Genomic DNA, 10957 nt, shown 5'->3' with positions numbered 1-10957 from the left:
CAGTGTGCATGGAACAGAATCAACAACCGTTCAAATCAGGTGTCGTTGCCCTGATCGGCCCCCCCAATGCGGGCAAATCGACCCTGCTCAATACCATCATCGGCGAGAAGGTGGCCATTGTCAGCCCCAAGCCCCAGACCACGAGAAACCAGATAAGCGGCATCCATACCCGGGATGACGCCCAGATCGTGTTTCTGGATACCCCGGGCATCCACCGGAGCCGGTTGCGGCTGAACCGGTGCATGGTCGATGCGGCCTGGAAGGCCCTTTATGGGGCCGACATGGTCATCCTCATGCTTGATGGCTGGCGTTATGCCACGCGACCCGAACAATGGGACAGGGATCTGGCTTCCGTGGCCACAAATCTGGCCAAGTCCGGCCTTCCTCTGTTCGTGGTTCTGAACAAGATCGACAAGATCTCTTCCAAGGAAAAGATTTTTTCCTTGCTGGCCCGGTGCCAGGAGCAGTGGCCGGGCACGGATGTCTTTCCTGTATCCGCGGTCAAGGGAACCAATGTGGATCGGCTGATGGACATGATTGTGGCAACCCTTCCCCAGGGCATGCCCTTGTATGACAAGGATCAGCTTTCCACCCTTCCCCTGCGGTTCATGGTTACGGAAATCATCCGGGAAAAACTGTTTCTGACCCTGCAGGAGGAACTGCCCTATAATGTTGCCGTGGACATTGATGCGTGGGAACAGGATCCGGAAACGGGATTGCTCACCATTGTGGCAACCATTTATGTTTCCAAGGCCGGTTACAAGGGCATGATCATCGGCAAGGGCGGGCGCACCCTGAAAAGAATCGGGTCCATGGCCCGGCCCGAGATTGTTGAGCTTGTGGGCTCCAAGGTTTTTCTGGAGCTCTGGGTCAAGGTGAAATCGCGGTGGACCGAAGATCGTCAGTTTCTGACCGGATTGGGATTGGGATAGTTCCTTAGGTTTGGTTTGATTCTTGCTTTTGAGGTCTTCGGGAATGTCAATAATTTAACATGCAGAGCGGTTCATGGATCTTGCAACAATAATTGGGATCTTGCTGGCCTTTGGTCTTGTCCTGGGCGCCATTGGCAAAAGCATTCTCCTTTTTTTCAACATCCCTTCACTGCTCATCGTGGTTGGAGGAACTATTGGTGCCACCCTGATCAACTATCCTCTGGGCCATGTCCTTGGGGTGATGGGGGTGATCAAGAATACGATATTCAGCAAACTTGAATCCCCGGCCGAAATCATCGAGCAGTTCATGGATTACGCCAAGCGTGCCCGCAGAGAAGGCATCCTTTCTCTGGAACCGGTGATCAAGGAGATTGATGACGAGTATCTCAAAAAGGGACTTCAGCTCACGGTGGATGGTTTGGAGCCGGAGATCATCCGGGACATATTGGAAACGGAAATCGCCTACCTGGAAGAACGCCATGGCAACGGCGCTGAAGTGGTCTCGGTCATGGGGGCCTTTGCCCCGGCTCTGGGCATGATTGGCACGGTCATCGGCCTCATTCTCATGCTCCAGACCATGAACGATCCAAGCACCATAGGGCCTTCCATGGCCGTTGCCCTGATCACCACGTTTTACGGGGCTGTCCTCTCGAATTTGGTGTTCAACCCCCTGGCCGGGAAATTGAGGCTGCGGAGCAAGGAAGAAGTCCTGATTCGTGAAATGATCCTCGAGGGTGTCTTGTCCATTTCTAAAGGTGAAAATCCCAGGATAATTCAAGAAAAGCTCAATAGTTACCTGCCTCCCAAGAGCCGTACCATCAACGAGTGACGGGTTGGCAACCATCGACCGAATATCAAAACGGGAGCCAAGGCGACCTTTGCATGGGCAGAAAACGTACTACCACTCAGTCGGATGACGGATCCCCCGCATGGTTGATCACCTTTTCGGATCTGATGACCCTGCTGCTGACCTTTTTTGTGTTGTTGCTCAGCTTGGCCTCACTCATGGATGAACGTAAGACCAAGACATCAATCGGTTCCATCATGGGCTCTTTTGGCCCGAGCGCGGGTAGTGTGCAACCCTTGACCACCAAGGCGGCCGGTTCCGTCAAGGAGTCCGGTCCGCTGGAAAATTTACCTGCCGAAGATCTGGAGCCGTTGCGCGAGCTGATCTGGGAGGATGACGGCCAGGATTTTGATTTCCAGTCCAATCGGTTCATCCAGGTTTTTTCCGTTGATACCGAAGTGCTTTTTGATCCGGGCAGCAGCAATCTTTCGTCCAGAGGGCTGGAAATCCTTGGGCGGATAGTGCCGGTTGTGCGTAAGGTGAAATATCCGCTGCTTATAACAGGACACACGGCATCGCTGCGATCAGAACTCTCCTCGGCGTATGTGGCTGGCCAAAGCGACAAGGGCGTTGACCTTTCGTGGAATCTTTCGTTGCAGCGGGTTTTAAATGTGTACCGAACCCTTGTTGCCCGTGGTATCCAGCCTGAAAAACTTCGCATGGAAGCCTTTGGCAGGTTCAGGCCCCGAGCGACCAACACCACACCCGAGGGCCGACGGGCCAACAGACGGGTTGAGTTTGTCCTGGATCGCCGCAATACTGACTGGAGCCATGAGATGGCCCGCAAGGCCGGTAGTGACGGTCAGCACCAGGAGGGTCGGTTCATGTATAATGATTTCATCTTTACCTTCAACGCAACGCAAGCCAAATGAGTGTGATTGACAGGCGGTTCGCTGGTTGTTGTCGGCACCTTAGGGAACAGTAATGGCGAGGAAAAGGGAACGGGGAGTCTCCACGGGAGGCAGCGGCGGTGGATGGTTGGTCACTTTTTCGGATCTGATGACCCTGCTGCTGACCTTTTTTGTGCTCCTTTTGTCCATGTCGTCCATGGACAAGACCGTTATCATGGAGGTGGCCTCCTTTTTTAAGCGCAATGTGAGTTCGTTGACCGAGCCCGGGGCTGGTCGGATCGAATCCCGGTACGAGATCCTGCGCAAACTTTTGGAAGATCCCCTCGACGCCATCAACAAGCCCGACCGCATCAAGGATCTCCTTTTTCCCAACGAGGTCCTGCCGCCGGGTATTTCCCGCAGCACCCTGGACAACAATTTGCTGGTGCTCAATCGGCCTGAAGGCGTGGCACTTGTCTTGACGGATCGCATTTTGTTTCCTTTGGGCCAGACCACTCTTACGCCGCTAGGTGAAAGCCTGGTGCATGAAATCGGTCGGTTTTTGATGACAACCACCGCTTCGGTAAACCTGGCAGGGTATACGGATTCCATCCCGGCGAAGACGATCGACAACTACGAGATCGCGGCACGTCGGGCCATGTCAGTCTTGCGTTCCCTTGTGGGCATGGGTATGCGGGCCAAACGGTTTTCCGTGTCAGGATACGGCCCGCATTTTCCCCTTGCTGATAACGCAACCCCCGAGGGGCGTGCCCAAAACAGACGTATTGAAATTCTGATCAAGACCGGTTCATTTACCTATCTTTAGCAGGGATCTCAGGCTGGAAGCCTGTTGCTGGCATATCCGGCATGTGCATTCCCTTATACCATGAACAAGGATAGAGTCGTGGCAGATATGATAAACAAGGAAGTCGAGGCTCCAGTGAAAAAGAAATCAGGTCTTCTGAAGTGGCTGATTCTTTTATTGCTGTTGCTTGGTGTGGGTGCCGGAGGCTTTTTCGCCTACCAGCATTTTGTCGGAATGCCTGTGGGAAATCCTGCGGACCAGAGCGCTGTGCCCGATGGAAGTGATCCCGCATCCACGCAGGCGCCAGAAGAGGTCGGTTCCCAGCCTCAGCTTTTTTCCATGCCTCCCTTTGTTGTAAATTTGGCGGATCCGTTGGGACGACGGTATCTCAAGCTGTCCTTGGAAATAGAGGTCAAGAACAAGAGTGTTCTTGAAAAAACGGAAAAGGCCATGCCCCGGATTAAGGACGCTTTGTTGCTGTTGCTTTCCAGCAAGTCCTATTCAGATCTTGCCTCCATGGAAAACAAGATCGCCCTGAAGAATGAAATCATTTCTCGGTTGGGGCAGATCGTGGGCAACGGCAATGTGTCCAATGTCTATTTCACGGAGTTTATCATACAGTAGGTGGCAGGCCGAGCTCTTGGGGAACACCTTGTGGTGTTCCCGGAGGTGACCGGAAATGTTCGGTAGCGTGTGAGTGCTTGTGCACCCTTGTCATCTCGTTATGAAAAAGCCGGCCAGCACCTTTTTGATGATTCGTCCCAAAGCCTTGTGAGGCGGTATGAACAAGATTCTGAACCAGGATGAAGTCGATGCCCTGTTGCGGGGGTTATCAGGCGGTGAAATAGAAGTTGATGACGACATTGCTGTGGATGAAGGGGACATCGTCGCCTTTGACCTGGCCAACCAGGATCGCATCATTCGTGGGCGCATGCCGGTTCTGGAGATCATCAATGATCGCTTTTCGCGTTTGGCTTCCAACGCATTGGCCAATTCCGTACGCAAGCGGGTTGACGTGAATCCCGTGTCTATTGACATGTCCAAGTTCGGGGACTTTATGCGGTCACTGCCCGTGCCCACCAGCATCAATATTTTCAAAATTGAGCCCCTGCGGGGAAACGCCATTTTGATTGTGGATACCAGACTGGTTTTTGCCCTGGTGGAAAATTTTTTCGGGGGCGCGGGTTCGCAGCCAAAGGTGGAAGGGCGAGATTTCACCCCTATTGAACAGCGCATCATTGACACTGTGGTCAAGGTTATGCTGACCAACCTGGAGGATTCCTGGCGCCCAGTGCATGAAGTGAATATTGAGCTGGTACGATCGGAGATCAATCCTCAATTCGCAACTATTGTCCCCCCCAGTGATGTGGTTGTTGTTATTTCTTTTGAAGTGGAATTGGAAAATTCCATTGGGTCCATGCTCATTGCCCTGCCCTATGCGACCATCGAACCCATTCGGGCCAAATTATACGCTGCTTTTCAGTCGGAACGACTTGAGGTCGATCACGCATGGATTTCAAGGTTCAAAGACCGGCTCATGGAAACTCCGGTGACCATGGATGTCACCTTGGGGACCTGCCAACTCAGTGGTCGTCAATTGCTTAACCTGGATGTGGGGGACATTATCCTTCTGGATGCGGATGAAGATGATTTGCTCAAGGCAGAGATTCAGGGGGTGCTCAAGTTTTATGGAAGACCGGGAGTGGTCAAAGGTAACAAGGCCTTTCAGATTTTCAAGGAAGAGGAAACCCATTTTTAGGGGCAACCTGACGAATTGCACAGGAGTGGGGTTGTCTTCGAAAGACTGTGTAGATCCCTGTGAACTCATGACGTGCCGGACAAGGTATGGGCGTGGACCAGTCGCTGAGATGGTTCATCCAAGGAGAAAATATGGCGGATAAGGACAATCAGGACAAACTTGCTGAAGAATGGGCAAAGGCATTGGAAAAGGATGGCGACGCAGAAAGTGGTCAGGATGAGGAGGCCCTGGCCGCACAGTGGTCGGCAGCTCTCAAAGAGGATCCGAGTGCGGATAAACCCAAGGCTGAGAAGGATGATTTGGCTGATGAGTGGGCCGCGGCCCTGGCCCAGGAAGAACATGACAAGCTCACCCAGGAGCGGGGTAGGGAAGGCATGAGCCGACAGGGACATGACTATGAATTCAAAAATTTGACAGCTGACGCCAAGGTAAACCAAGGGGAAAAGACCAAACGGGACCTAGATTTCATCCTGGATATTCCTCTCAACGTCAGTGCTCAGCTCGGAAGCACCCAGCTTCTGATCAACGAGCTGCTCCAGCTTGGTCAGGGTTCGGTCATCGAGCTGAACAAACTGGCCGGGGAGCCCCTGGAGATCCTGGTCAACGGGAAGTTGGTGGCCAGGGGTGAAGCCGTGGTCATCAATGAAAAATTCGGGGTCCGTCTCACCGACATCATCAGCCCCATTGAACGGGTGAAACAACTTGCCTAACGCGACCTCCTTTTCCGGATCGTCCTCGTACATGGGGGATTTTCTGCACATGCTGGGCTGGTTGTGCGTCATCCTGGCCCTTGTGTTCGTGGTCCTGTATCTCCTCAAGCGCTTTGGTCCTCAGGCCGGATTGTCCATGGGGGGAGGCAAAAGTGTGAAGATCCTCGGCCAGGTCAGTCTGGGCCCCAAGAAACATCTTGTCGTGGTCCGCTTCTTGAATAAAATTCTCGTGCTCGGCGTTACCGACACCCAGATCAACCTTGTCACGGAGATGACCACGGATGAGAGTACCTCTTTTGAAGATGTTTTGGACGCGACAACCCGAGGGAACAAAACTTCTCGTCCTGGCTAGTTGTCTGCTCTTCCTGCTTCCTGCTGTGGCGTGGGCGGCTGATCCGTCCATGCCGACCCTTTCCCTGACCCTTTCAGGAGACCAGACCTCGCCGGAAAAGGTTTCGGTCCTTCTGGAGATCCTGGCCCTTTTCACGGTCCTGGCCATGGCGCCGGGAATCGTGTTGACCATGACCTCCTTCACGCGGATCATCATTGTCTTTCACTTTCTGCGGCAGGCCATGGGCACCCAGCAGATGCCCCCCAACCAGGTGCTGGCCGGACTGGCCATTTTCATCACCGTGGCCATCATGACCCCTGTGGGGTCTCAGATCAACCAGAACGCCCTGCAGCCCTATCTGGAAGAGGAGATCGGCTACAAGGAGGCCCTTTCCCGGGCCGAAAAGCCCTTGCGCGCCTTTTTGTTCAAGCATACCCGGGAAAAGGATCTTTCCATCTTCTATTCCATCTCCGGACTGGAGCGTCCCCGGACCAAGGAGGACGTGCAGACCAAGATTCTCATTCCCGCCTATGTCATCAGTGAACTCAAGACGGGCTTTCAGATCGGCTTTCTGCTCTATGTACCCTTTCTCATCCTGGACATGGTCGTGGCCAGTGTCCTTTTGTCCATGGGCATGATGATGCTGCCACCAGTCATGGTTTCCCTGCCGTTCAAGATTCTGCTCTTTGTCATGGTTGACGGGTGGAATCTGCTCGTGGGGTCCCTGGTCAACAGCTTCATGTGAACCATGGTCGGGCGGGATGCCCAAGGGACTCCCGTGATCCGGCCTTCAACCGTCAAGGGGTGTGTATGACTCCGGAGTTTGTGATCGGTTTTGCCAGACAGGCCATTGAGATAACCCTGGCCATTTCCATGCCCATGCTGGGGGTTGGTCTCATCGTGGGTGTGCTCATCAGCATTATCCAGGCCGCCACACAGATCCAGGAGATGACCCTCACCTTTGTACCCAAGATTCTGGCCGTATTCATCGCCCTGCTGGTGGCCTTCCCCTGGATCATGGACAAGATGATTACCTATACCCGTGATCTTTTTCTCAATTTTCCTCAATATATCAAATAGAGCCTGCCTGCTTATCCTTTTTGAGCGTGTCTGGTCCGCAAAAACTGCCCCATGATCATGGCCCCTGCCTGGGCCACGTTGAGGGAATCAAAGGTGCCGGCCATGGGAATGGTCAGCAGGTGGTCGCAGCGCTTGAGAACACCCGGTCGGATGCCCTTTTCCTCGTTGCCAAGGACCAGCACCGCTGGCAGGACAAGTCGGGCCGCAAACAGGCTGGCCGCGTCCTTGCCCAGCCCGGCTCCGTAAATGGGCACGCCCGCTCGGGCGCATGTCTCAAGGGCCCTTGACAGGTTGGTCACCTGGGCCATGGGAATCTTTTCCAGGGCCCCGGCCGAGGCCCTGGAGGCAGCCGGTCCCGGAAAGGCTGATCTGTTTTTGGGCACAATGATGCCTCCTCCTCCCAAGGCGAACAGGGTTCTGCACAGGGTTCCGAGATTGCCCGGATCCTGGACCTGGTCCAGGGCCAGGACAAGGGGAAAGGGGCTGGCCAGGGACGAGGTGATCACCTCGTCCAACGTGCAAAATCCCTTGGACATGATGCGGGCAATGACTCCCTGATGATTGCCCGGAAAGATGTGGTGCAGCTTGTCGGCGGGCAATCGCTTGAACTTGATGTGAAGGGTTCGGCAGAGATCGATGATCGCATGCAGGTCGCGTCCGGGGCGATTTTGCAAATAGATGGTCTCTATCTTTTCCGGTGCGGTGTGCAAGAGTTCCTGTACGGGTTTTCTGCCTATGATCAGATGGTGTACGTCGTCCTGGCTCATGAGATTCCTTGTTGTGTGGCAGGGCATGGATGCCGGGTCGGCCGCCCTTGCAAAAAGATGGATGAACGTGGCCCGGGCATGGATCTGATCGGCAAAAAGGCGTGTGCTACGCCTGTTGCAATTAGCCTGGCTTTACGCTAGCGGTGGACAATCCTGGTTTCCCTTGGAGGGAGAACAGTGTTGCGGCCTGGCATGTTCGCGCCGGTCAGATCCTTTTTCCCGAGGTATGTGTGCGTAATCGTATTTGTGTTCTTGTCGTCTTGTTGGTGGTTTGCACGTCCTGCGTGCCCAGGCAGCAGGCCGTGTCCCGTCTGGATGCCCCGTCCGTGGTTCAGCCCGGGGCTGATGCCGGCAATGCGACGTCCTGTCCTTCCGACGTATCCCAGGATGCATCCTCTGTCATGCTTGACGAGTCAGCGCAAGCCGATGCCGCAGCGTTGCCTGACGAGGACGAGACGGCCTTGGTTGAGGAGATTCAAGAAGGGAAAGAGCCTCCTTCTGTGGATGCGTCTACCCCGCTGACCCCCCAGGAAGAAACAGCTCTGGACACCGAGCCGGACATTCATTTTGACCTTGACCTGCGGGATACCGAGGATGTCCAGCTCTATTTCCGCTACTATACCCGCAAGCACAGGAAAACCTTTGCCCGCTGGCTCAAGCGGGCGGAGCCCTATTTGCCGTATCTGCGGGACGAATTCAAGAAGCACGGCCTTCCCCAGGATCTTATTTTTCTTCCTTTTGCCGAGAGCGGTTTCAACCCCTGGGCCTATTCCTGGGCCGGGGCTGCCGGCATGTGGCAGTTCATGCCCGCGACAGGGCGCCGGTATGGCTTGCAGGTGGATTGGTGGCTGGACGAACGGCGCAATCCCTTTCTGGCCACCCAGGCAGCCATCGGGTATCTCAAAAAACTGCACAACGACTTTAACGACTGGTACCTGGCCCTTGCCGCGTACAACGCCGGGGAAGGGACCATTGGCCGGGCCTTGCGCAAGACCGGTTGCGACAATTTTTTCGATCTGGCCAAGACCCGCAGATATCTCAAGCGCGAAACCCGTCATTATGTTCCCAAGTTCATCGCCATTCTCAAGATCGTTCGCAATCTTGAGGAACTGGGATTCGAGCCCATCAACTGGGATGCCCGCCTGGAACACGAGCAGTTGCTGGTCAAGGGCGGCACGGACCTTCTGGCCCTTGCCTCGTATACCGGCCTTTCCTGGAAGGAATTTCGCAAGCTCAATCCGGCCTTTCGCAGGCAGGTTTCTCCTCCCGGCAAGACCTGTGCGGTCTACCTGCCCCTGGAAAAAACAGCCCTGGCCCAGGAGTATCTGAGCTCGCCCGATGCCCGGCCCTATGCCGGATACAAACATTATCGCGTGCGCAAGGGCGACTCCTGGTGGCGGATCTCCCGTCGTTCGGGCGTTCCCATTAGTGTGCTCAAAAAGGTCAACGGACATCGCAACAACCTGCTTCGGCCCGGGCAGCAGATCATGATCCCCGGCAAGGGGGACCGGATTGTTACGGCTTCGGCCCTGTCCAATACCCGGGAGTTTGCCAAAAAACGGGCCAATTACACGGTCAAAAAGGGAGATACCCTTTGGGAGATTGCTAAACGGTTCGGTACGTCTTCCACGACCCTGTTGCGGGCCAACGGCCTTCGGTCGGGACGGCACCTGCGCATCGGGCAAAAATTGTACATTCCCGATGCCTCGAGTTCCTCAACCAGGCTGGCTCGACAGAACGCGGACAAGGAGTTCAAGCGGCTGGTGCGCTACCACGTTCGCAAGGGGGACAATCTCTGGGCCATTGCCCGCAGGTTCGGCGTGACAACCCGGCAGCTCTATGCCTGGAACAACCTGAACAAACGATCCATTCTTCGTCCCGGAGACCGGATCAAGGTCTATGTTGATCAATAGCTGATTGCCAAAGATGTGTTGCCAAGGCGGACCTGCAGGTCCGCCTTTTTTTATGGATTCCTTAACAACGTCTGTACCTTGTAGTACCCTTCATGCCTGTGACGGAGGAGAACATGCCGGAATTGCCGGAAGTGGAAACCATTGCCCGGGGGCTTGGGACCCTGCTCAGGGGCAGGACCATTGTCGGAGTGGAAATCCGTTATCCAGAAATCGTTCTTGGTGGTGACGGATCCTCCTGGGAACAAAGGCTGGCCACGAGAACCATTCAGGAGGTTGGCCGCAGGGGAAAGCTGCTTGTCTGCACCCTCAGTGGCGGGCTTTTTCTGGTGTTTCATCTCAAAATGACCGGGAGGGTATGGGTTGTCCCTCTGTCATACCGGGTATGCATGCATGATCATCTGGTTATCCATCTGCAGGGAGGGGAACGGGTGGTTTTCAATGATCAGCGCAAATTCGGGTATGCGGGATTGTTTACTGCCGACGAACTCGCGGCCTGGCCCTTTTACAGGGATCTGGGTCCCGAACCCCTCACGTTGACCCCTCCCGTGTTCAGAAAGATCCTTGCATCCACCAGGGCCCGGATCAAGGCGGTGCTGCTGGATCAAAAGCGTATCGCCGGGATCGGGAACATCTACGCGGATGAATCCCTGTTTCGGGCCGGGATCCATCCCTGTTCCCAGGCCTGCGCCCTGTCAGTTTCCCGGGCCGACGCCCTTCTTGACGGGCTCAAGGAGGTACTGGCTGAGGCCATCAAGGCCGGAGGAAGTTCCATTCGTGATTATCGCAATGCTCATGGGGACAGGGGCTTGTTCCAGGTGAACCTGTCCGTGTACGGGCGAGGCGGCCTGGCCTGCAACCGTTGCCACGCTCCCCTTGAGGTGATCAGGGTGGCGGGACGAACATCAACTTTTTGTCCCCACTGCCAGGCCTGTTTCAAGATAACTTCCCGACACGACTAAGATCAGGCAAGGGATCTGCACCGG

The 10957-nt window shown here is 55.0% G+C and carries 13 protein-coding genes; 12 read left to right on the top strand and 1 reads right to left on the bottom strand.

Going from position 1 to position 10957, the window contains the following annotated elements:
• The first annotated feature begins 8 nt into the window (after positions 1–8).
• The 10 genes from era to fliQ all read left to right on the top strand — a co-directional run bounded on the left by era (position 9) and on the right by fliQ (position 7294).
• Positions 9–932 carry a GTPase Era gene (gene era / locus DPF_RS05545; protein WP_069857875.1) on the top strand — a complete coding sequence of 308 codons (924 nt, stop codon included), beginning with the start codon at positions 9–11 and terminating at the stop codon, positions 930–932.
• A gap of 73 nt (positions 933–1005) precedes the next feature.
• On the top strand, positions 1006–1761 hold the full coding sequence (locus DPF_RS05540) for a motility protein A (RefSeq protein ID WP_069857873.1): 756 nt from the start codon (positions 1006–1008) through the stop codon (positions 1759–1761).
• Between the two features lie 53 nt (positions 1762–1814).
• Positions 1815–2651 (top strand): OmpA/MotB family protein, encoded by an 837-nt coding sequence (locus DPF_RS05535; RefSeq protein WP_069857872.1) that lies wholly within the window; start codon positions 1815–1817, stop codon positions 2649–2651.
• A 52-nt stretch (positions 2652–2703) separates the two neighbouring features.
• On the top strand, positions 2704–3435 hold the full coding sequence (locus DPF_RS05530; RefSeq protein WP_069857871.1) for an OmpA/MotB family protein: 732 nt from the start codon (positions 2704–2706) through the stop codon (positions 3433–3435).
• A gap of 87 nt (positions 3436–3522) precedes the next feature.
• Positions 3523–4038 (top strand): flagellar basal body-associated FliL family protein, encoded by a 516-nt coding sequence (locus DPF_RS05525; RefSeq protein WP_069858755.1) that lies wholly within the window; start codon positions 3523–3525, stop codon positions 4036–4038.
• Positions 4039–4195: 157 nt separating this feature from the next.
• A complete protein-coding gene (gene fliM / locus DPF_RS05520; RefSeq protein WP_069857870.1) occupies positions 4196–5173 on the top strand; it encodes a flagellar motor switch protein FliM in 978 nt (325 codons plus the stop codon).
• A 131-nt stretch (positions 5174–5304) separates the two neighbouring features.
• On the top strand, positions 5305–5883 hold the full coding sequence (fliN, locus tag DPF_RS05515) for a flagellar motor switch protein FliN (protein ID WP_069857869.1): 579 nt from the start codon (positions 5305–5307) through the stop codon (positions 5881–5883).
• Positions 5876–6235, top strand: coding sequence for a flagellar biosynthetic protein FliO (gene fliO / locus DPF_RS05510; protein ID WP_141721064.1), 360 nt, complete (start codon positions 5876–5878; stop codon positions 6233–6235). Before fliN ends, fliO begins: the two co-directional genes overlap by 8 nt.
• Positions 6165–6959, top strand: a complete 795-nt coding sequence (gene fliP, locus DPF_RS05505) for a flagellar type III secretion system pore protein FliP (RefSeq protein WP_231702140.1) — start codon at positions 6165–6167, stop codon at positions 6957–6959. The genes fliO and fliP overlap by 71 nt, the downstream gene beginning before the upstream one ends.
• A 65-nt stretch (positions 6960–7024) precedes the next feature.
• Positions 7025–7294, top strand: coding sequence for a flagellar biosynthesis protein FliQ (gene fliQ, locus DPF_RS05500; RefSeq protein WP_069857866.1), 270 nt, complete (start codon positions 7025–7027; stop codon positions 7292–7294).
• 11 nt (positions 7295–7305) lie between these two features.
• Here fliQ and rlmB read toward each other — a convergent pair whose 3' ends face one another.
• Positions 7306–8061 carry a 23S rRNA (guanosine(2251)-2'-O)-methyltransferase RlmB gene (gene rlmB, locus DPF_RS05495; RefSeq protein ID WP_069857865.1) on the bottom strand — a complete coding sequence of 252 codons (756 nt, stop codon included), beginning with the start codon at positions 8059–8061 and terminating at the stop codon, positions 7306–7308.
• A 230-nt stretch (positions 8062–8291) separates the two neighbouring features.
• On the opposite strand from rlmB, the gene DPF_RS05490 reads away from it, so the two are divergent.
• Both DPF_RS05490 and mutM read left to right on the top strand, forming a co-directional pair.
• Positions 8292–9974 carry a lytic transglycosylase domain-containing protein gene (locus DPF_RS05490; protein WP_231702139.1) on the top strand — a complete coding sequence of 561 codons (1683 nt, stop codon included), beginning with the start codon at positions 8292–8294 and terminating at the stop codon, positions 9972–9974.
• Positions 9975–10087: 113 nt separating this feature from the next.
• Positions 10088–10933 (top strand): bifunctional DNA-formamidopyrimidine glycosylase/DNA-(apurinic or apyrimidinic site) lyase, encoded by an 846-nt coding sequence (gene mutM, locus DPF_RS05485; protein ID WP_069857863.1) that lies wholly within the window; start codon positions 10088–10090, stop codon positions 10931–10933.
• The last annotated feature ends 24 nt before the right edge of the window (positions 10934–10957 follow it).

The organism is Desulfoplanes formicivorans (assembly GCF_001748225.1).
Classification (GTDB): Bacteria; Desulfobacterota; Desulfovibrionia; order Desulfovibrionales; family Desulfomicrobiaceae; genus Desulfoplanes; species Desulfoplanes formicivorans.
This window is presented reverse-complemented; position numbering and strand designations above follow the sequence as displayed.

What these genes read in the sequence shown, in the direction of transcription:
- era (WP_069857875.1), top strand. Translation starts at nt 9, where the DNA reads ATGGAACAGAATCAACAACCGTTCAAATCAGGTGTCGTTGCCCTGATC.
- DPF_RS05540 (WP_069857873.1), top strand. Translation starts at nt 1,006, where the DNA reads ATGGATCTTGCAACAATAATTGGGATCTTGCTGGCCTTTGGTCTTGTC.
- DPF_RS05535 (WP_069857872.1), top strand. Translation starts at nt 1,815, where the DNA reads ATGGGCAGAAAACGTACTACCACTCAGTCGGATGACGGATCCCCCGCA.
- DPF_RS05530 (WP_069857871.1), top strand. Translation starts at nt 2,704, where the DNA reads ATGGCGAGGAAAAGGGAACGGGGAGTCTCCACGGGAGGCAGCGGCGGT.
- DPF_RS05525 (WP_069858755.1), top strand. Translation starts at nt 3,523, where the DNA reads ATGATAAACAAGGAAGTCGAGGCTCCAGTGAAAAAGAAATCAGGTCTT.
- fliM (WP_069857870.1), top strand. Translation starts at nt 4,196, where the DNA reads ATGAACAAGATTCTGAACCAGGATGAAGTCGATGCCCTGTTGCGGGGG.
- fliN (WP_069857869.1), top strand. Translation starts at nt 5,305, where the DNA reads ATGGCGGATAAGGACAATCAGGACAAACTTGCTGAAGAATGGGCAAAG.
- fliP (WP_231702140.1), top strand. Translation starts at nt 6,165, where the DNA reads ATGAGAGTACCTCTTTTGAAGATGTTTTGGACGCGACAACCCGAGGGA.
- fliQ (WP_069857866.1), top strand. Translation starts at nt 7,025, where the DNA reads ATGACTCCGGAGTTTGTGATCGGTTTTGCCAGACAGGCCATTGAGATA.
- rlmB (WP_069857865.1), bottom strand. Translation starts at nt 8,061, where the DNA reads ATGAGCCAGGACGACGTACACCATCTGATCATAGGCAGAAAACCCGTA.
- mutM (WP_069857863.1), top strand. Translation starts at nt 10,088, where the DNA reads ATGCCGGAATTGCCGGAAGTGGAAACCATTGCCCGGGGGCTTGGGACC.